This window comes from Pseudomonas sp. EZ-C24 (genome assembly GCF_014525325.1).
In the GTDB taxonomy this organism is placed as follows: Bacteria; Pseudomonadota; Gammaproteobacteria; order Pseudomonadales; family Pseudomonadaceae; genus Aquipseudomonas; species Aquipseudomonas shirazensis.
The window spans coordinates 63677-82227 of the sequence record NZ_JACDIU010000012.1; the positions used below are offsets into that span (position 1 = coordinate 63677).

At 62.9% G+C, this 18551-nt stretch carries 21 protein-coding genes; all 21 read left to right on the forward strand.

What is annotated here, in order from left to right:
- Positions 1 to 3 precede the first annotated feature (3 nt).
- The 21 genes from fliS (at position 4) to fliQ (ending at position 18545) form a co-directional block, all read left to right on the forward strand.
- Complete coding sequence (fliS, locus tag IDM28_RS07070; RefSeq protein ID WP_103436644.1) at positions 4 to 399, forward strand: flagellar export chaperone FliS; 396 nt, start codon at positions 4 to 6, stop codon at positions 397 to 399.
- A 15-nt stretch (positions 400 to 414) separates the two neighbouring features.
- A complete protein-coding gene (locus IDM28_RS07075) occupies positions 415 to 711 on the forward strand; it encodes a flagellar protein FliT (protein WP_150569773.1) in 297 nt (98 codons plus the stop codon).
- Positions 712 to 878: 167 nt separating this feature from the next.
- Entirely contained in the window at positions 879 to 2354 is a 1476-nt protein-coding gene (fleQ, locus tag IDM28_RS07080) for a transcriptional regulator FleQ (protein WP_103436646.1), read from the forward strand.
- A 140-nt stretch (positions 2355 to 2494) separates the two neighbouring features.
- Positions 2495 to 3712 (forward strand): sensor histidine kinase, encoded by a 1218-nt coding sequence (locus tag IDM28_RS07085; protein WP_188035621.1) that lies wholly within the window; start codon positions 2495 to 2497, stop codon positions 3710 to 3712.
- Entirely contained in the window at positions 3712 to 5094 is a 1383-nt protein-coding gene (locus IDM28_RS07090; RefSeq protein WP_150573122.1) for a sigma-54-dependent transcriptional regulator, read from the forward strand. The genes IDM28_RS07085 and IDM28_RS07090 overlap by 1 nt, the downstream gene beginning before the upstream one ends.
- Positions 5095 to 5201: 107 nt before the next feature.
- Complete coding sequence (fliE, locus tag IDM28_RS07095; RefSeq protein WP_101317840.1) at positions 5202 to 5534, forward strand: flagellar hook-basal body complex protein FliE; 333 nt, start codon at positions 5202 to 5204, stop codon at positions 5532 to 5534.
- A 14-nt stretch (positions 5535 to 5548) separates the two neighbouring features.
- Positions 5549 to 7327: a flagellar basal-body MS-ring/collar protein FliF gene (gene fliF, locus IDM28_RS07100; RefSeq protein ID WP_101317842.1), complete on the forward strand. Its 1779-nt coding sequence runs from the start codon at positions 5549 to 5551 to the stop codon at positions 7325 to 7327.
- Complete coding sequence (gene fliG / locus IDM28_RS07105; protein ID WP_101317844.1) at positions 7320 to 8339, forward strand: flagellar motor switch protein FliG; 1020 nt, start codon at positions 7320 to 7322, stop codon at positions 8337 to 8339. Before fliF ends, fliG begins: the two co-directional genes overlap by 8 nt.
- Before the next feature lie 127 nt (positions 8340 to 8466).
- Positions 8467 to 9228 (forward strand): flagellar assembly protein FliH, encoded by a 762-nt coding sequence (fliH, locus tag IDM28_RS07110; RefSeq protein WP_188035622.1) that lies wholly within the window; start codon positions 8467 to 8469, stop codon positions 9226 to 9228.
- Positions 9218 to 10579 carry a flagellar protein export ATPase FliI gene (fliI, locus tag IDM28_RS07115; RefSeq protein WP_101317848.1) on the forward strand — a complete coding sequence of 454 codons (1362 nt, stop codon included), beginning with the start codon at positions 9218 to 9220 and terminating at the stop codon, positions 10577 to 10579. Before fliH ends, fliI begins: the two co-directional genes overlap by 11 nt.
- Before the next feature lie 3 nt (positions 10580 to 10582).
- The gene (gene fliJ / locus IDM28_RS07120) at positions 10583 to 11035 is read left to right on the forward strand and encodes a flagellar export protein FliJ (protein WP_188035623.1); all 453 of its coding nucleotides are present in this window, start codon (positions 10583 to 10585) and stop codon (positions 11033 to 11035) included.
- A 99-nt stretch (positions 11036 to 11134) separates the two neighbouring features.
- Positions 11135 to 11440, forward strand: a complete 306-nt coding sequence (locus IDM28_RS07125) for an STAS domain-containing protein (RefSeq protein ID WP_101317852.1) — start codon at positions 11135 to 11137, stop codon at positions 11438 to 11440.
- An 8-nt stretch (positions 11441 to 11448) separates the two neighbouring features.
- Positions 11449 to 13140, forward strand: a complete 1692-nt coding sequence (locus IDM28_RS07130; protein ID WP_188035624.1) for a fused response regulator/phosphatase — start codon at positions 11449 to 11451, stop codon at positions 13138 to 13140.
- 41 nt (positions 13141 to 13181) lie between these two features.
- Positions 13182 to 13529, forward strand: a complete 348-nt coding sequence (locus IDM28_RS07135) for an Hpt domain-containing protein (protein ID WP_101317857.1) — start codon at positions 13182 to 13184, stop codon at positions 13527 to 13529.
- A gap of 70 nt (positions 13530 to 13599) precedes the next feature.
- The gene (locus IDM28_RS07140) at positions 13600 to 14901 is read left to right on the forward strand and encodes a flagellar hook-length control protein FliK (RefSeq protein ID WP_150573119.1); all 1302 of its coding nucleotides are present in this window, start codon (positions 13600 to 13602) and stop codon (positions 14899 to 14901) included.
- A gap of 161 nt (positions 14902 to 15062) precedes the next feature.
- Positions 15063 to 15560 (forward strand): flagellar basal body-associated protein FliL, encoded by a 498-nt coding sequence (fliL, locus tag IDM28_RS07145; RefSeq protein WP_188035625.1) that lies wholly within the window; start codon positions 15063 to 15065, stop codon positions 15558 to 15560.
- Positions 15561 to 15569: 9 nt separating this feature from the next.
- Positions 15570 to 16538, forward strand: coding sequence for a flagellar motor switch protein FliM (fliM, locus tag IDM28_RS07150; protein ID WP_101317862.1), 969 nt, complete (start codon positions 15570 to 15572; stop codon positions 16536 to 16538).
- Positions 16539 to 16584: 46 nt separating this feature from the next.
- Positions 16585 to 17043 carry a flagellar motor switch protein FliN gene (gene fliN, locus IDM28_RS07155; protein WP_101317864.1) on the forward strand — a complete coding sequence of 153 codons (459 nt, stop codon included), beginning with the start codon at positions 16585 to 16587 and terminating at the stop codon, positions 17041 to 17043.
- On the forward strand, positions 17044 to 17499 hold the full coding sequence (gene fliO / locus IDM28_RS07160) for a flagellar biosynthetic protein FliO (RefSeq protein ID WP_101317866.1): 456 nt from the start codon (positions 17044 to 17046) through the stop codon (positions 17497 to 17499).
- A complete protein-coding gene (fliP, locus tag IDM28_RS07165; protein ID WP_178080752.1) occupies positions 17499 to 18254 on the forward strand; it encodes a flagellar type III secretion system pore protein FliP in 756 nt (251 codons plus the stop codon). Before fliO ends, fliP begins: the two co-directional genes overlap by 1 nt.
- 21 nt (positions 18255 to 18275) lie before the next feature.
- A complete protein-coding gene (gene fliQ / locus IDM28_RS07170) occupies positions 18276 to 18545 on the forward strand; it encodes a flagellar biosynthesis protein FliQ (protein WP_101317868.1) in 270 nt (89 codons plus the stop codon).
- Positions 18546 to 18551 lie beyond the last annotated feature (6 nt).

Below are 18551 nucleotides of genomic sequence, written 5' to 3' on the forward strand. Positions count from 1 at the left end.
TCCATGAACCCGATGTTGGCCCTTCGGCAGTACCAGAAAGTGAACGGCGCGGCGCAGACCTCCGAGGCCAGCCCGCATCGCCTGGTGCAAATGCTCATGCAAGGTGGTCTTGACCGCCTGGCTCAGGCCAAGGGCGCGATTGCGCGCAATGACATTGCCCAGAAGGGCATCCTGCTGGGCAAAGCCATCGACATCATCGGCGGCCTGCGTGAAGGTCTCGACCTGGAAAACCACGCCGACAGCCTGGCCGAGCTGGATAATCTGTACACCTACATGAGCCGGCGCCTGGTCGAGGCCAACCTGAAGACCGACACCGCGATCATCGACGAAGTCGCCCGCCTGCTGATCACGGTCAAGGAAGGCTGGGATGCGATCGCCGACCAACAGCCGGAAGGCTGATCCAAGGAGCGTGGCATGAGCATGGTGATCGAGCGTATCGAACAGACCCGTGAGGCGCTGCTGGCAGCGCTCGCCGGCCGCGACTGGGATGCAGTGAGCGAACTCGACCTCGAGTGCCGCCTGTGCGTCGAGGACGTGCTGTCCGAGGCCACGCACAACGAAAGCCAGGTACGTGCCAGCCTTGAGCAGCTGCTCGAGGTCTATCGGCATCTGATTGAAGTTGCAAGTGGGGAACGTCAAACTTTAGTCGACGAGATGACGCAAATCCGTCAGGCGAAAAATGCCGCCAAGGTATACCATCTGTTCAGCTGACACTGATGAGATACAAAAACTGAGCGCCATAAATTTGACTGTGCGTTTTTTTTTGACTTTACTAGTGGCTGTATTCGAATTTCAGACGTCCGAACACTGACCATTCAGTCGGAATGATGTCGAGCACGCCCTCAGGGCGCCGATATGACTAGGGAAGTTGCTATTGCATGTGGCGTGAAACCAAGATTCTCCTGATCGATGACGACAGCGCCCGCCGCCGCGATCTGGCAGTGGTTCTGAACTTTCTCGGCGAAGACAACCTGTCTTGCTCAAGCCAGGACTGGCAGCAAGCGGTAGAGTCGCTGGCCTCCAGTCGTGAGGTGCTGTGCGTACTGATTGGTGCGGTCAATGCGCCTTCCAGTGTGCAAGGGCTGCTTAAGACAGTGGCAGGCTGGGATGAGTTCCTTCCGATGTTGCTGCTTGGCGATGTTTCTGCTGCAGAGTTCCCTGAGGACCTGCGCCGCCGGGTGTTGTCCAACCTGGAAATGCCTGCCAGCTACAGCCAGCTGCTCGATTCCCTGCACCGCGCCCAGGTCTATCGCGAAATGTACGACCATGCCCGCGAGCGTGGCCGTCAGCGCGAACCGAACCTGTTCCGCAGCCTGGTCGGCACCAGTCGCGCCATTCAGCACGTGCGGCAGATGATGCAGCAGGTGGCCGACACCGACGCCAGCGTGCTGATCCTCGGCGAGTCGGGCACTGGCAAGGAAGTGGTTGCGCGTAACCTGCACTATCATTCCAAGCGCCGTGAGGCACCGTTCGTGCCGGTCAACTGTGGGGCGATCCCGGCCGAGTTGCTCGAAAGCGAACTGTTTGGTCACGAAAAGGGCGCGTTTACCGGTGCGATCACCAGTCGAGCTGGGCGCTTCGAGCTGGCCAACGGCGGCACGCTGTTCCTCGACGAGATCGGCGACATGCCGCTGCCGATGCAGGTCAAGCTGCTGCGCGTGCTGCAGGAACGTACCTTCGAGCGTGTCGGTAGCAACAAGACCCAGAGCATCGATGTGCGCATCATTGCCGCCACGCACAAGAACCTTGAGGTCATGATCGAAGAGGGCACCTTCCGCGAAGACTTGTACTATCGCCTGAACGTGTTCCCGATCGAGATGGCGCCGCTGCGCGAGCGAGTTGAAGACATCCCGCTGCTGATGAACGAGCTGATCTCGCGTATGGAGCACGAGAAGCGTGGGTCGATTCGGTTCAATTCGGCCTCGATCATGTCGCTGTGCCGGCATGGCTGGCCTGGCAACGTCCGCGAGCTGGCCAACCTGGTCGAGCGCATGGCGATCATGCATCCCTACGGTGTGATCGGGGTGTCCGAGCTGCCGAAGAAATTCCGCTACGTCGACGATGAAGACGAGCAGTTGGTCGACAGCATGCGCAGCGACCTGGAAGAGCGCGTTGCGATCAACGGCCATACGCCGAATTTCTCCAATCACGCGATGCTGCCGCCCGAAGGCCTCGACCTCAAGGACTACCTCGGTAGCCTCGAGCAAGGCTTGATCCAGCAGGCGCTGGACGACGCCAATGGTATCGTTGCGCGGGCCGCCGAGCGCTTGCGGATTCGCCGTACGACGCTGGTGGAGAAAATGCGCAAATACGGCATGAGCCGTCGTGACGGCGAGGAACAGGCAGAGGATTGACGCCTGCCGTTTCCCTTGCATAGGGCTGCAGTGCAGCCCTGATAAGCCCTCCACCCCGTTAACCCTATCTCCGGCACGGCTATTGCTATATCGCAGGCAACACACCGTTTTTATGACGGTCAGCCACGCGAGAGAGCACGATGCCCCACGCCGCCCCGATTTCCCGAGCCGCTGATCCGCAGGGTCGCATCCCGGTCGAGCAGGAAAGCCGACAGGGCCTTGAACACGCATTCGCGTTGTTCAATCAGGTTTCCAGCCAACTGAATCAATCCTACGGCATGCTCGAGGCGCGGGTGCGCGAGCTCAAGGGCGAGCTGGCTGTAGTCAGTGCGCAGCGCATGGCTGAACTGGACGAAAAGGAACGCCTGGCCAATCGCCTGCAGAACCTGCTCGACCTGTTGCCTGGCGGGGTGGTGGTGATCGATGAGCACGGCAGGGTGCGTGAGGCGAATCCTGCAGCCTGCGAGTTGCTGGGCGAGCCATTGCTCGGCGAATTGTGGCGCCAGATCATTGCCCGCAGTTTCGCTCCACGCAAGGACGACGGCCATGAAGTGTCCCTGCGCGATGGCCGCCGTGTGTCGATCGCTACTCGTTCGCTGGATGCCGAGCCTGGCCAGTTGGTCCTGTTGACCGACCTGACCGAAACCCGTCGCCTGCAGGATCAACTCGCCCGGCATGAGCGCTTGTCCTCGCTCGGGCGCATGGTTGCCTCGCTGGCGCATCAGATCCGCACGCCGCTGTCGGCGGCCATGCTCTATGCCAGCCATCTGGCGGATCCGCAGCAACAGTTGCCCAGCGAAACCCGTCAGCGCTTTGCTGGAAACCTCAAGGAGCGCCTGCACGAGCTTGAGCATCAAGTGCGCGACATGCTGGTGTTCGCCCGCGGTGAGTTGCCGCTGGCTGATCGGCTCAGTCCGAAGGGTTTGTTCCAGGCGTTGCAACAAGCCGCGCAGGTGCATGTGCAGGGCCATGCAGTGCGTTGGCAGTGCGACACCCACCTAGGAGAGTTGCTGTGCAATCGCGACACCCTGGTCGGGGCACTGCTCAATTTGCTGGAAAACGCCCTGCAGGCAAGCACGCTGCCGGTGCGGGTAAAAATTCATTTGTTCCGCCGTGGGCATGCGCTGCACCTGTGCGTCAGTGATGCTGGCTGCGGCATCGCGCCGGCGCTGCTGGCGCGCCTCGGTGAGCCGTTTCTGACCACCAAGACTACCGGTACCGGGCTCGGTCTGGCCGTGGTTCAGGCGGTGGTGCGCGCACATCAGGGCGAAGTACGCATGCGCTCGCGACTAGGTCGGGGCACCTGCGTGCAGGTGATCCTGCCGCTGCTGGGCGAGTTGCCTGGGGAGGCGCGCTGATGGGTATCAAGGTGCTGCTGGTCGAGGATGACCGGGTGCTGCGTGAAGCGCTTGGCGATACCCTCGAGATCGGCGGTTTTGCCTATCGGGCTGTGGGCAGTGCCGAAGAGGCGTTGGCCGCTGTGGCCGGTGAAGCGTTCAGTCTGGTGGTGAGTGACGTCAACATGCCGGGCATGGACGGCCATCAGTTGCTGCTGCAATTGCGCAGCAGCCATCCGCAATTGCCGGTGCTGCTGATGACCGCCCATGCTGCGGTTGAGCGTGCAGTCCAGGCCATGCGCCAAGGCGCGGTGGATTACCTGGTCAAGCCGTTCGAGCCGCAGGCGCTGTTAAGTCTGGTGGCGCGTCATGCTGGCGGTCGCGTCGGCGGAGCCGATGAAGACGGCCCGGTGGCATGCGAGCCGGCCAGCCGGCGCTTGCTGGAGCTGGCTGCGCGAGTCGCCCAGAGTGATTCGACGGTGTTGATTTCCGGCGAATCGGGTACCGGCAAGGAGGTCTTGGCGCAGTACATCCATCGCCAGTCCGCGCGAGCGGCGCAGCCGTTTGTGGCGATCAACTGCGCAGCAATCCCGGACAACATGCTCGAGGCAACCTTGTTCGGCCACGAGAAGGGTGCCTTCACCGGCGCCATTGCCGCTCAGCCAGGCAAATTCGAGCAGGCCGATGGCGGTACCTTGCTCCTTGACGAGATTTCCGAAATGCCGCTGGGCTTGCAGGCCAAGCTGCTGCGGGTGTTGCAGGAGCGGGAAGTGGAGCGGGTGGGTGGACGCAAGCCGATCGCGCTGGATATTCGCGTGCTGGCTACCACCAACCGCGACCTGGGCGCTGAAGTAGCGGCGGGGCGCTTCCGCGAAGACCTGTTCTATCGATTGTCGGTGTTCCCCTTGGCCTGGTGCCCGCTGCGCGAGCGCAGCGGCGATATTCTGCCGCTGGCCGAGCGCCTGCTGGCGCGCCATGTGGCGAAGATGAAGCACGCGCCGGTCCGGTTGTCTGCCGAGGCGCGCCACTGCCTGCAGAACCATCCGTGGCCGGGCAACGTGCGCGAACTCGACAATGCCCTGCAGCGGGCGCTGATTCTGCAGCAGGGCGGCTTGATCGAGGCGGCGGATTTTTGTCTGGGTGGGGTCATTGCCTTGTCTGCACCGGCAGCGCTGGTCGCGCCTGCACAGGCAGTCACTAGCGATTCGCCTGCTGATTCCGGGGTGTTGGGCGATGACCTGCGCCGGCACGAATTCCAGATGATCATCGACACCCTGCGCGCCGAGCGCGGACGGCGCAAGGAAGCGGCCGATCGACTGGGCATCAGTCCACGTACCCTGCGCTACAAGCTGGCGCAGATGCGCGATGCAGGCCTTGATGTCGAGGCCAGCCTGTTCGGCTGATTCACCTTAATTAACCCGCTTACAGGATGGCTGGCATCGCTCTTGCTAGCACCAGCCTATCCGCTGCATGAGTGTCAAAAAAATGCGGCCGCCGGAGAGAGAAGTTCATGAGCCAAGGTGTTGAATTCAATCGTCTGATGTTGGACATGCGGTCCATGCAGGCCGATGCCATGTCCCTGCCCAAAGTGGCAGCTGCGCCTGAGCTGGCGCCAGGGCAGAGCAGTTTTGCCGACATGCTCGGCCAGGCCATTGGCAAGGTCCATGAAACCCAGCAGGCCTCGAGCCAGCTCGCCAACGCTTTCGAAATTGGCAAGAGCGGCGTGGACCTGACCGACGTGATGGTTGCTTCACAAAAAGCCTCGGTGTCATTCCAGGCGTTGACCCAGGTGCGCAACAAGCTGGTTCAGGCGTACCAGGACATCATGCAGATGCCGGTTTGAGGACTAATTGACTCATGGCCGAAGCAGTCGTCGATAACGCCCCCGCCAAGAGCGGGCCGCCAGTGGCCAAGCCGCCGCTGTTCGGCATGTCGTTCCTGGAAAACATCTCGCGGATGCCCGCCTTGCGTCAGGTCGGCCTGTTGGTCGGGCTGGCTGCCAGTGTGGCTATCGGCTTTGCCGTGGTGCTCTGGTCGCAGCAGCCGGACTACCGGCCGCTGTATGGCAGCCTGGCCGGCATGGACACCAAGCAGGTCATGGAAGTGCTTGGCGCCGCCGACATCCCCTACAACGTGGAGCCCAACTCCGGCGCTCTGCTGGTCAAGGCCGACGACCTCTCCCGTGCGCGCCTGAAACTGGCAGCCGCTGGCGTGGCGCCAAGCGACGGCAACGTCGGCTTCGAGATGCTCGACAAAGAGCAGGGTCTGGGCACCAGCCAGTTCATGGAGGCGACCCGCTACCGGCGCAGCCTGGAAGGCGAGCTGGCGCGCACCGTGTCGAGCCTGAACAACGTCAAGGCCGCGCGCGTCCATCTGGCGATCCCGAAAAGCTCGGTATTCGTGCGCGACGAGCGCAAGCCAAGTGCGTCGGTACTGGTCGAACTGTATCCGGGCCGTGCGCTGGAGCCGGGCCAGGTGATGGCGATCGTCAATCTGGTGGCGACCAGCGTGCCGGAACTGGACAAGACCCAGGTCACCGTGGTCGACCAGAAAGGCAACCTGCTCTCCGATCAACTGCAGGACTCTTCGCTGACCATGGCCGGCAAGCAGTTCGATTACAGCCGACGCATGGAAGGCATGCTCACCCAGCGTGTGCACAACATCCTGCAGCCAGTGCTGGGTAATGACCGCTACAAGGCCGAAGTGTCGGCCGATGTCGACTTCAGTGCAGTCGAGTCGACCTCCGAGCAGTTCAACCCTGATCAGCCAGCCCTGCGCAGCGAACAGTCGGTCGACGAGCAGCGCACCAGCAGCCAGGGGCCGCAAGGCGTGCCGGGTGCTCTGAGCAACCAGCCGCCAGCTGCCGCTGCCGCACCGCAAAACGCCACCGCCGCGGCAACCCCAGCGGGTGCCATTCAGCCTGGCCAGCCATTGCTGGATGCCAATGGCGCGCAGATCATGGACCCGGCCACCGGCCAGCCTATGCTCGCACCGTACCCGGCCGACAAGCGCAAGCAGTCGACCAAGAACTTCGAGCTGGACCGCTCGATCAGCCATACCCGTCAGCAACAGGGCCGCCTCAGCCGCCTGTCGGTGGCAGTGGTAGTGGATGATCAGGCCAAGCTCGATGCTGCGACTGGCGAAACCACCCGTGCACCGTGGGGCGCCGAAGATCTGGCGCGCTTCACCCGCCTGGTCCAGGACGCGGTGGGCTTCGATGCGAGCCGTGGCGACAGCGTGACCGTGATCAACGTACCGTTCGCCGCTGATCGCAGCCCTGAAATCGCCGATATCCCGTTCTACTCGCAGCCCTGGTTCTGGGACATCATGAAGCAGATGATGGGTGTGCTGTTCATTCTGGTGTTGGTGTTCGGCGTATTGCGTCCGGTGCTCAACAACATCACCGGCGGTGGCAAGCAGTCTGCTGCCGACGGCGACATGGAGCTGGGTGGGATGATTGGTCTGGATGGCGATCTGGCCAACGACCGTGTCAGCCTGGGTGGCCCGCAAAGCATTCTGTTGCCAAGCCCGAGTGAGGGATATGAGGCGCAGTTGAACGCAATCAAAGGCCTGGTGGCCGAAGACCCGGGCCGTGTCGCCCAGGTCGTGAAAGAGTGGATCAACGCCGATGAGTGATAACCGAGCCGTTACCGCCAAACTGAGCCGCACCGACAAGGCCGCGATCCTGCTGCTGTCGCTGGGCGAAACCGATGCCGCGCAGGTCCTGCGCCATATGGGCCCCAAGGAAGTGCAGCGAGTCGGTGTGGCCATGGCGCAGGTGGGCAATATCCACCGCGACCAGGTCCAGCAGGTGATGAGCGAGTTCGTCGAAATCGTCGGCGAGCAGACCAGCCTTGGCGTCGGCTCCGACGGCTACATCCGCAAGATGCTCAACCAAGCCCTTGGCGAGGACAAGGCCAACGGCCTGATCGACCGCATTCTGCTCGGTGGCAACACCAGCGGCCTGGACAGCCTGAAGTGGATGGAGCCACGCGCCGTGGCTGACGTGATCCGCTTCGAGCACCCGCAGATCCAGGCCATCGTGGTGGCCTACCTGGACCCTGACCAGGCCGGTGAGGTGCTGGGTAACTTCGACCACAAGGTGCGCCTGGACATCATCCTGCGCGTATCGTCGTTGAATACGGTACAGCCAGCGGCGCTCAAGGAACTCAACCAGATCCTCGAGAAGCAGTTCTCCGGCAACTCCAATGCCGCGCGGACCACGCTGGGTGGTATCAAGCGGGCTGCCGATATCATGAACTTCCTCGACAGTTCGGTCGAAGGTCAGCTGATGGATTCGATCCGCGAGATCGATGGCGACCTGTCCGAACAGATCGAAGACTTGATGTTCGTCTTCAACAACCTCGCCGACGTCGACGACCGTGGCATTCAGGCGCTGTTGCGCGAAGTGGCCTCGGACGTGCTGGTGGTGTCGCTCAAGGGCGCCGACGAGCGGGTCAAGGACAAGATCTTCAAGAACATGTCCAAACGTGCTTCCGAGCTGCTGCGTGACGACCTCGAAGCCAAGGGCCCGGTGCGGGTCAGCGACGTCGAGACCGCGCAGAAGGAAATCCTCACCATCGCGCGGCGTATGGCCGATGCCGGCGAGATCGTGCTGGGCGGCAAGGGCGCCGAAGAAATGATCTAAGCCTTGTTCAGGCTGGCGCTGAAAGGTTCGACCTCAGGCGCCAGCGCTGGCACGCTGGATTTTTCCACCGACGCGCGCGCGAGCAGGGCGTACGTTGGCCGAACATGGTTTTTGAGAGCCCCACAGCATGTCCACCACCGAACACCCCAGCGACCTGATCCGTGCCCGCGACCTTGAAGGCGTCGATGTCTGGGCGCTGCCCAGCTTTGACCCGGCGCCTGCGCCAGCACCGGAGCCTGAGCCTGAAGTCATCGAGCCGGAAATCGAAGAGGTGCCCCTCGACGAGGTCCAGCCGCTGACCCTCGAAGAGCTCGAAGCGATTCGCCAGGAAGCCTACAACGAAGGCTTTGCCACCGGTGAACGCGAGGGTTTTCACAGCACCCAGCTCAAGGTCCGCCAGGAAGCCGAAGAAGCCCTCGCCGCCAAGCTGGGTGAGCTTGAGCAGTTGCTGGCGCATCTGCTGGAGCCGATTGCCGAGCAGGACACCCAGATCGAGCGCTCGCTGGTGCACCTGGTGGCGCACATGACGCGGCAGGTCATCGGCCGTGAGCTACGCACTGATTCGGGCCAGATCACCCAGGTGCTGCGCAGCGCGCTGAAGCTGCTGCCGATGGGCGCCGACAATATCCGCATCCACCTCAATCCGCAGGACTTCGAACTGGCCAAGGCCCTGCGCGAACGCCACGAAGAGAGTTGGAAAATCCTTGAAGACGAAACGTTGTTGCCCGGCGGGTGCCGTATCGAAACCGCCCACAGCCGCATCGACGCCAGCATGGAAACCCGCATCGAGAAGGCCGTAGCGCAGCTGTTCGACCAGTTGCACGATCAGGCCCTGCATCCGGCGCCTGCCGATATCAGCCTGGACCTGGGCAGCACCGATGCGCCTTGACCGCACCAGCTTCGGCAAGCGCCTGGGCGGCTACGCCGAGGCGATCAGCCTGCCTGAGCAGCCGGTGGTCGAGGGTCGCCTGTTGCGCATGGTCGGCCTGACGCTTGAGGCCGAAGGCCTGCGCGGCGCAGTCGGCAGTCGCTGCCTGGTGATCAACGACGACAGCTACCACCCGGTGCAGGTCGAGGCCGAGGTGATGGGCTTTGCCGGGACCAAGGTGTTCCTCATGCCGGTTGGCAGCATTGCCGGGATCGCGCCGGGCGCGCGGGTGGTGCCGCTGGATGACAGCGGGCGCCTGCCGATGGGCATGAGCATGCTTGGCCGGGTGCTCGATGGTGCTGGCCGGGCGCTGGATGGCAAAGGAGGGATGAAGGCCGAAGATTGGGTGCCGATCGACGGGCCGATCATCAACCCGCTGAACCGTGACCCGATCAGCCAACCACTGGATGTCGGCATCCGCAGCATCAACGGTCTGCTTACCGTCGGCCGCGGCCAGCGCCTGGGTCTGTTCGCTGGTACCGGCGTCGGTAAGTCGGTGTTGCTGGGCATGATGACGCGCTTCACCGAAGCCGAAATCATCGTGGTCGGCCTGATCGGCGAGCGGGGGCGGGAGGTCAAGGAGTTCATCGAACATATCCTTGGTGAAGAAGGCCTGAAGCGTTCGGTCGTAGTCGCCTCGCCGGCCGACGATGCGCCGCTGATGCGCCTGCGCGCTGCGATGTACTGCACGCGCATCGCGGAATACTTTCGCGACAAGGGCAAGAATGTCCTGTTGCTGATGGACTCGCTGACCCGGTTTGCCCAGGCCCAGCGCGAAATCGCCCTGGCCATCGGTGAGCCGCCAGCGACCCGCGGTTACCCACCGTCTGTATTCGCCAAGCTGCCCAAGCTGGTCGAGCGCGCCGGTAACGGCGAGGCCGGCGGGGGCTCGATCACAGCGTTCTATACCGTGCTGTCCGAAGGTGATGACCAGCAAGACCCGATCGCCGATGCGGCGCGGGGTGTGCTCGACGGCCACTTTGTGCTGTCGCGGCGGTTGGCCGAAGAAGGTCATTACCCTGCGATCGACATCGAAGCCTCGATTAGCCGGGTCATGCCGCAGGTAGTAGACGCCGATCACTTGCGCCAAGCGCAGAAATTCAAGCAGTTGTGGTCGCGCCTGTCGCAGAGCCGCGACTTGATCAGCGTGGGCGCTTACGTTGCGGGAGGCGATCCCGAAACCGACCTGGCGATTGCCTTGCAGGCACGCCTGGTCGGCTTCCTGCGTCAGGGCCTGGACGAAAACGTTAGCGGCACGCAGAGCCGTGAGCAGTTGGCCGGCGTGTTTGCCACGCCCACAGGCGGTGGCTAAGCCATGAGCACGCCCAGCCGTGCCGCGCGCCTGGCGCCGGTGGTGAACATTACCGAAGAGGCTGAGCGCAAGGCGGTCCAGCGCCTTGGTCACTTCCAGCAGCAGGTAGCCCAGGCCCAGGCCAAGCTGGCCGAGCTCGAGCGTTTTCGCGAAGACTACCAGCTGCAGTGGATCAACCGCGGTGGGCAGGGCGTCAACGGCAGCTGGCTGCTCAACTATCAGCGCTTTCTGGCCCAGCTGGAAACGGCCATGACCCAGCAGCGGCAGAGCCTGGCCTGGCACCAGAGCAACCTCAACAATGCCCGTGCCACCTGGCAGCAGGCTTACGCCCGGGTTGAGGGCTTGCGCAAGCTGGTACAGCGCTACATGGATGAGGCGCGCCGGCTCGAAGACAAGCGCGAGCAAAAGCTGCTGGACGAGCTGTCCCAGCGCCTGCCGCGATCCAGCGCTTACTAGGGCATTGGTCGAGTTTGTTGGCGCTGTCGCTTGCAACTTGTCGGCGCGTCTTCTAAACCTTCTGAAGCTGCATCCGCCATCATCGAAGGAATCGCTAGCATGGCAGTGGAACCTACGCTTTCCCCCGACGGCAAGAAGCTGACGATTGCGATCAAGGGCCGTTTCGATTTCGCCAAGCATCAGGCGTTTCGCGATGCTTACGAGCGGCAGAACGGCCGGCCCGAGCAGGTCGTGGTCGACCTGAGTGAGGCAACCTACCTGGACAGTTCTGCGCTGGGCATGCTGTTGCTCTTGCGCGACCATGTTGGCGGTGACGACTCCGACGTGCGCGTGGTGCACGCCACAGCCGATGTGCGCAAGATCCTGGCGATCTCCAACTTCGAAAAACTGTTCGACATCAGTTGACCGCGCTCATGCCGGCTGAAGCCACTTTGCAGGTGCTGATTGCCGAGGATGGCGCTGCCGATCGCCTGTTGCTGGCGCAGATCGTGCGCCGCCAGGGTCATCAGGTGTTGACCGCCGAGAATGGCGCCGAGGCGGTGGCGCTGTTTCGCCAGCACCGGCCGCAACTGGTGCTGCTCGACGCCTTGATGCCGATCATGGATGGCTTCGAGGCCGCGCGGCAGATCAAGGCGCTGGCCGGCGAGACCTTGGTGCCGATCATCTTTCTCACGTCATTGAGCGAGGAGCAGGCGCTGGTGCGCTGCCTTGAAGCCGGTGGCGACGACTTCATCGCCAAACCCTACAGTGCGGTGATTCTGGCGGCGAAGATCGGCGCCATGGAGCGCCTGCAAAGGTTGCAGGCCAAGGTCCTCGAGCAGCGCGATGAAATAGCCCTGCACCACCAGCATCTGCTCAACGAGCAGCGCGTGGCCAAGGCGGTATTCGACAAGGTCGCCCATACCGGCTGCCTGCAGGCGCCGAATATCCGCTATTTGCAGTCGCCTTTTGCGCTGTTCAATGGCGACCTGCTGCTGGCGGCCTACACGCCCTCGGGTGACATGCATGTGCTGCTGGGTGACTTTACCGGGCATGGCCTGCCCGCAGCGGTCGGCGCCATGCCGCTGGCAGAGGCGTTTTATGGCATGACCGGCAAGGGCTATGGTCTGGCGCAGACGCTGCGCGAAATGAACGCCAAGCTCAAGCGCATCCTGCCGGTAGACATGTTTTGCTGTGCGTTGCTGCTGAACATCAGCTACCAGCGCGGCACCGTGGAGTTCTGGGGTGGCGGGATGCCCGATGGCTATCATCTGGCGGCCAGCGGCGAATTGCTGGCGACCTTGCCGTCTACCCAGCTACCGCTGGGTGTACTGGCCCCGGAACGCTTCGATGAGCGTACCCAGGTGATGCCACTGGCGCCGGGTGAGCGGCTGTTGCTGCTGTCCGATGGTGTAATCGAGACCAGCAACGCCGGCGGGCAACTGTTTGGGGTAGAGCGCCTGCAGCAGGTAATCGCCCTGAACCGCACCCCCGCACTGTTGTTCGAGGAGCTGCTGCAAGCCTTGCAGGCGTTTGGCGGGCGCGCTCGGGATGATGTCAGCCTGTGTGATATCCGCATGCTCGAGCCAGCCGCGGATTTACCCGCCAACGCCGGCCATGCCGACAGGGGGCGCAGCAGCCCGCTCGATTGGTCGCTAGGCTTCGAGCTGCGCGGCGAGACGTTGCGGTGGGTCAATCCAGTTCCGCAACTGCTGCAGCTGCTGCAGGAAATCCATGGCCTGCGACCGCTTGCCGGACAGTTGCACAGCGTCTTTGCCGAGCTCTATACCAATGCCCTGGAACACGGCGTGCTCGGCCTTGATTCAGCGCTAAAGGGCGATGCGGCAGGGTTTTCAGAGTTTTACCGGTTGCGCGGTGAGCGACTTGCGCAGCAGGTCGATGGTTACATTCGGATAGATCTCAAGGTTGAACCCTGGGAGCGAGGAGGGCGTCTGACCATCGAAATCCGTGACAGCGGCGTCGGCTTCGATGTCGAGCAGGTGCTGGCACGGCTGCCACGCCAGGATGCCTTCAGTGGGCGCGGAATACATCTGGTGCGGCGCCTGAGTCAGGATGCACAATGGATCGAGGGCGGTCGATGCGCCAAGGTAGAGGTGCTCTGGTGAGCACGCTGCCAGGCCTAGCCGCCTCAACAGGGAGTGAACAGATGATGGACGTGCACATCGATGAGCGGGTCCTGCGTGACTTGCAGGACATCATGGAGGGTGGCTATCAGCAACTGCTGGAGATTTTTCTGGAAGACTCCGAGCGGCGCCTGAGCCAATTGCATGGCGCGAGAAATGCCAGTGAGTTGGGCATGGCCGCGCACAGCTTCAAGGGCAGCAGCAGCAACATGGGTGCGGTCGGTTTGGCCGCCCTTTGCCAGCAGCTCGAAGAGCGGGTCAAGCAGTCGCCGGCCTATGGCGTTGAAGACCTGGTCAACCGTATCGACTCCGAATACCGCCAGGTGAAGTGCTTCTACCTACTCGAATGTGAGCGTGTCTCCGGCAGTTGAGCAAAACTGGCGCGAGTTTTGCCTGTCTCTGTGCAGACGATTTTGCCGCAAGCCGGCGCGGAGACCCTCGATGCCTGTCGCACCCAACCCACTGATCCAAGCCAGCGCCCCCGTCAAGCAGACCCGGGTGGGCGCCGACAAGCCGCCTGCGGCCGCTGTTGCGCAGGATAAAGGCTTTGATCAAGTGATGGCAAAGCAGGCCCGCGACAGTGTCGGCCAACGTGACGACAAGGTGGCCCCGGCCAAACCGAAGGACAAGCCCGACGCCGCCTCGGCCGGCAAGGCCCAGACCGCCGACAAGCCTGAGGTTGCCGCTGACGGCAATAACTTGCCAGGCAGCGACCCGGCGCAGCAGGCCGACGCCAGCACTGACGGCGATAACAAGGCTTCTGTGGATGCCAGCCTGGTTGCCGGCCAGGTCACCGACGCCCCAGCCGGTGCCCAACTGATCCAGGCTCAGGCGCAGGCGATTGCTCCCGTCTTGCAGGCGGGTGTGCCGGCCACTGCAGCGCCGCAAACCGGCGAGCCGGCCGAGGCTGCGTTCGACCCCGAAGCTGACGCCTTGGCAGGCCTGCCAAGCCTGCGCTTTGCACTTGAGCACAGTGCTCAGGCCAAAGGCACGACCTCGGCGCATGCGGCCAATCAGTCAGAAGCTGGCAAGGCACCCGCAGACGGCAACCAGGCTGCCGTCAATACCTTGGCGAACGTGGTCGAGAAAGGCGAGCATGAAGGCGGCAAGTCCGAGTCAGGCCACAAAGCCTTCGGCAGCCTGATCGAGGACGGCCTGAAAGACATCAAGAGCGCCAGCAGTGATACCCGCGTCGACAACTTCGCTGACCGCCTGGCCACGCTGACCCAGGCGGCCACCGCCAAGACCGCCAACGCCGTGCCGGTCAACCCCAGCCCGCTGCAACAGCCGTTGGCAATGAACCAGGGCGCCTGGACCGAAGGCCTGGTCAACCGGGTCATGTACCTGTCGAGCCAGAACCTCAAGTCGGCGGATATCCAGCTTGAGCCGGCCGAACTGGGTCGGTTGGACATCCGCGTCAATATTGCCACCGACCAGGCCGCGCAGATTACCTTCGTCAGTGGTCACGCCGGTGTGCGTGACAGCCTCGACAGCCAGCTGCACCGTTTGCGTGAGTTGTTCGCGCAGCAGGGCCTGGCCCAGCCTGACGTCAACGTTGCCGATCAGTCCCGCGGTCAGCAACAGCAGGCGCAGCAAGAGGCATCGCAGCTGTCCGGTGTGGCGGCACGGCGCAGCGCCGCCGCTGCGGCTGAGCAAGGTGAACAAGGCGAGCTGAGCGAGGCTTCACGCGCGGCCGAGCAGCAAGTAGTGATCGGCGACAGCGCAGTCGATTACTACGCCTGACCCAGCATTTGCTGATCCAGGACGCCGGGCCAGTCTGCCGTCACTCTGTTGGATGACGATGGGCGGGCCCGGCGTTTTGTCTACGTTGCAATATCTGGCATAACACTTGCTCAAGCCACGTCATCCACCTACGAACCCCTGATGGACGACGGATTATTGGCATGGCGAAGAGCGAAGCAGTGAAAGACCCCGCCGCAAAAGGCAAACTCAAGTTGATCCTGCTGATGGTAGTGGCACTGCTGCTGGCGGTTGGCCTGTCGGTGGGCGCTACCTGGTTCATCATGCACAAGGGCGAAGCGGCGCCAGCCGCCGACCCGGCCCTGGCCAACGTCAAGCCGGCAGCGATCTACGAGCCGCTGGCGCCGGCCTTTGTGGTCAATTTCAACCAGAATGGCCGCCAGCGCTACATGCAGGTGAGCATCACCCTGCAAGGCCGTAACCAGGCTGACATCGACGCACTCAAGGTGCACATGCCGGTGATCCGCAACAACTTGGTGATGATGTTCTCGGGGCAAGGCTTCGACACCCTGGCCAGCAGTTCGGTGGGCCAGGAGATGCTGCGCCAGAAGGCCACTGCGGTGGTCCAGGAAGTGGCGCAGAAAGAAGTCGGCAAACCGGTCATCGACCAGTTGCTGTTCACCAACTTCGTGTTGCAGTAGGAGTCCGTAATGGCCGTACAGGACCTGCTGTCCCAGGATGAGATCGACGCGCTGCTGCATGGCGTCGACGATGGCCTGGTACAGACCGAAAGTGCTGCCGACCCCGGCAGCATCAAGAGCTACGACCTGACCAGTCAGGATCGGATCGTGCGCGGGCGCATGCCGACCCTGGAAATGATCAACGAGCGTTTTGCCCGCTATACGCGGATCAGCATGTTCAACCTGCTGCGCCGCTCCGCCGATGTGGCGGTGGGTGGCGTGCAGGTGATGAAGTTCGGCGAGTACATCCATTCGCTATACGTGCCCACCAGCCTCAACCTGGTCAAGATCAAGCCGTTGCGCGGCACCTCGTTGTTCATTCTCGACGCCAAGCTGGTGTTCAAGCTGGTCGACAACTTCTTTGGCGGTGACGGGCGTCACGCCAAGATCGAGGGGCGCGAGTTCACCCCGACCGAGCTGCGCGTGGTGCGCATGGTTCTGGATCAGTGCTTCGTTGACCTCAAGGAAGCCTGGCAGGCGATCATGCCGGTCAACTTCGAGTACATAAACTCCGAGGTCAACCCGGCCATGGCCAACATCGTTGGTCCCAGTGAAGCGGTAGTGGTGTCGACCTTCCACATCGAGCTCGATGGCGGCGGCGGCGACCTGCACGTGACCATGCCCTATTCGATGATCGAGCCGGTGCGCGAGATGCTCGACGCGGGCTTCCAGTCCGACCTCGACGATCAGGACGAGCGCTGGGTCAAGGCCCTGCGCGAGGACGTGCTCGATGTCAGTGTGCCGGTCACCGCCACGGTTGCCCGCCGCCAGCTGAAACTGCGCGACATCCTGCACATGCAGCCGGGCGATGTGATCCCGGTTGAGCTGCCCGAGCACCTTGTGCTGCGCGCCAATGGCGTGCCGTCGTTCAAGGCGCGGCTGGGCTCGCACAAGGGCAATCTGGCCCTGCAGATCATCGATCCGATCGAGCGCCGCTGACGGCGTGCCGGTCGCAACCCCGAATTGAATGCTTGTCGAGGACACTATGGCTAACGAAAACGAAATTACCTCTGCCGAGGACCAGGCCCTGGCCGATGAATGGGCTGCCGCGCTGGAAGAAACCGGTGATGCCGGCCAGTCCGACATCGATGCACTGCTGGCCGCCGACAGTGGCGGCGCCGGGCGCCTGCCGATGGAAGAGTTCGCCAGCTCGCCCAAGCCCAATGAAAACGTCAGCCTCGAAGGGCCGAACCTGGATGTAATCCTCGACATTCCGGTGAGCATTTCGATGGAAGTCGGCAGCACCGACATCAACATCCGCAACCTGCTGCAGCTCAACCAGGGTTCGGTGATCGAGCTCGACCGCCTCGCCGGTGAGCCGTTGGATGTGCTGGTCAACGGCACCCTGATCGCCCATGGCGAAGTGGTTGTGGTCAACGAGAAGTTCGGCATCCGCCTGACCGACGTGATCAGCCCTAGCGAACGCATCAAGAAGCTGCGCTGAGTGAAGCCGGTGATACGCGCTGTGGCCGCTGTCGCCACGCTGCTGGTCAGCGAAGTGGTGGTTGCCTCACAAGCGCCTGCTGCTGCCCCGGTTACCGCTGCGACGCCGCCAGGTGGTCTGGGCGGGCAACTGGCGCAGATGGTCTTTGGCTTGTTGCTGGTGGTCGGCCTGATCTTCGCGCTGGCCTGGCTGCTGCGGCGCATGCAGGGCGCCGCGCCGCGCGGTGGCCAGGTGATCGAGATCATCGGCAGCCGCACCATCGGCCCGCGTGACCGGCTGTTGCTGGTGCAGGTCGGCAAGGAACAGATCCTGCTCGGGCACAGCCCGGGCAGCATCAAGGCCTTGCATGTGCTGGCCGAGCCGGTCGAGGTGCCTGCCAGTGCCCGCCCGGCGACTCCAGAGTTCGCCCAGCGGCTGTTGGAGCTGATGGGCAAGGATCAGAAGGACACCAAGTGATGATCGGCGCCGTGCGCATGCTGTTGACCCTGGCGCTGCTGCTGGCCGCGCCGCTGGCCCTGGCCGCCGACCCGCTGTCGATCCCCGCCATTACCTTGTCCAGTGGCGCCGACGGCCAGCAGGAGTATTCGGTCAGCCTGCAGATCCTGATGATCATGACTGCGCTGAGTTTCATTCCAGCGTTCGTCATCCTCATGACCAGCTTCACCCGCATCATCATCGTCTTTTCGATCCTGCGCCAGGCCCTTGGCCTGCAGCAGACGCCATCCAACCAGGTGCTCACCGGCATGGCCTTGTTCCTGACCCTGTTCATCATGGCGCCGGTGTTCGACAAGGTGAACAAGGATGCCCTGCAGCCGTACCTGAGCGAGCAGATGACGGCTCAGCAGGCCATCGACAAGGCCCAGGGGCCGCTCAAGGACTTCATGTTGGCGCAGACCCGGCAGAGCGACCTGGACATGTTCGTGCGCCTGTCCAAGCGCACCGACATTGCCAGCCCCGAGCAGGCACCGCTGACCATTCTGGTGCCGGCGTTCGTCACCTCGGAGCTGAAGACCGCGTTCCAGATCGGTTTCATGATCTTTATCCCGTTTCTGATCATCGACATGGTGGTCGCCAGCGTGCTGATGGCGATGGGTATGATGATGCTGTCGCCGCTGATCATCTCGCTGCCGTTCAAGATCATGCTGTTTGTGCTGGTCGATGGCTGGGCACTGATCATGGGCACCCTGGCCGGTAGTTTCGGTGGCCTCTGACACCGTCAAGGAGAGCGTGGCATGACCCCTGAAGTTGCCGTTGACCTGTTCCGTGATGCGCTCTGGCTGACCGCCCTGATGGTCGCCGTGCTGGTAGTGCCGAGCTTGCTGGTCGGTCTGGTGGTAGCGATGTTCCAGGCTGCGACCCAGATCAACGAACAGACCCTGAGCTTTCTGCCGCGTCTGCTGGTGATGCTGGTGACGCTGATCGTGGTCGGGCCTTGGCTGGTGACCAAGTTCATGGAATACATGCTTGGTCTGTACACCAGCATCCCGCAGTTGATCGGTTAGCCGGCG

What these genes read in the sequence shown, in the direction of transcription:
- fliS (WP_103436644.1), top strand. Translation starts at nt 4, where the DNA reads ATGAACCCGATGTTGGCCCTTCGGCAGTACCAGAAAGTGAACGGCGCG.
- IDM28_RS07075 (WP_150569773.1), top strand. Translation starts at nt 415, where the DNA reads ATGAGCATGGTGATCGAGCGTATCGAACAGACCCGTGAGGCGCTGCTG.
- fleQ (WP_103436646.1), top strand. Translation starts at nt 879, where the DNA reads ATGTGGCGTGAAACCAAGATTCTCCTGATCGATGACGACAGCGCCCGC.
- IDM28_RS07085 (WP_188035621.1), top strand. Translation starts at nt 2,495, where the DNA reads ATGCCCCACGCCGCCCCGATTTCCCGAGCCGCTGATCCGCAGGGTCGC.
- IDM28_RS07090 (WP_150573122.1), top strand. Translation starts at nt 3,712, where the DNA reads ATGGGTATCAAGGTGCTGCTGGTCGAGGATGACCGGGTGCTGCGTGAA.
- fliE (WP_101317840.1), top strand. Translation starts at nt 5,202, where the DNA reads ATGAGCCAAGGTGTTGAATTCAATCGTCTGATGTTGGACATGCGGTCC.
- fliF (WP_101317842.1), top strand. Translation starts at nt 5,549, where the DNA reads ATGGCCGAAGCAGTCGTCGATAACGCCCCCGCCAAGAGCGGGCCGCCA.
- fliG (WP_101317844.1), top strand. Translation starts at nt 7,320, where the DNA reads ATGAGTGATAACCGAGCCGTTACCGCCAAACTGAGCCGCACCGACAAG.
- fliH (WP_188035622.1), top strand. Translation starts at nt 8,467, where the DNA reads ATGTCCACCACCGAACACCCCAGCGACCTGATCCGTGCCCGCGACCTT.
- fliI (WP_101317848.1), top strand. Translation starts at nt 9,218, where the DNA reads ATGCGCCTTGACCGCACCAGCTTCGGCAAGCGCCTGGGCGGCTACGCC.
- fliJ (WP_188035623.1), top strand. Translation starts at nt 10,583, where the DNA reads ATGAGCACGCCCAGCCGTGCCGCGCGCCTGGCGCCGGTGGTGAACATT.
- IDM28_RS07125 (WP_101317852.1), top strand. Translation starts at nt 11,135, where the DNA reads ATGGCAGTGGAACCTACGCTTTCCCCCGACGGCAAGAAGCTGACGATT.
- IDM28_RS07130 (WP_188035624.1), top strand. Translation starts at nt 11,449, where the DNA reads ATGCCGGCTGAAGCCACTTTGCAGGTGCTGATTGCCGAGGATGGCGCT.
- IDM28_RS07135 (WP_101317857.1), top strand. Translation starts at nt 13,182, where the DNA reads ATGATGGACGTGCACATCGATGAGCGGGTCCTGCGTGACTTGCAGGAC.
- IDM28_RS07140 (WP_150573119.1), top strand. Translation starts at nt 13,600, where the DNA reads ATGCCTGTCGCACCCAACCCACTGATCCAAGCCAGCGCCCCCGTCAAG.
- fliL (WP_188035625.1), top strand. Translation starts at nt 15,063, where the DNA reads ATGGCGAAGAGCGAAGCAGTGAAAGACCCCGCCGCAAAAGGCAAACTC.
- fliM (WP_101317862.1), top strand. Translation starts at nt 15,570, where the DNA reads ATGGCCGTACAGGACCTGCTGTCCCAGGATGAGATCGACGCGCTGCTG.
- fliN (WP_101317864.1), top strand. Translation starts at nt 16,585, where the DNA reads ATGGCTAACGAAAACGAAATTACCTCTGCCGAGGACCAGGCCCTGGCC.
- fliP (WP_178080752.1), top strand. Translation starts at nt 17,499, where the DNA reads ATGATCGGCGCCGTGCGCATGCTGTTGACCCTGGCGCTGCTGCTGGCC.
- fliQ (WP_101317868.1), top strand. Translation starts at nt 18,276, where the DNA reads ATGACCCCTGAAGTTGCCGTTGACCTGTTCCGTGATGCGCTCTGGCTG.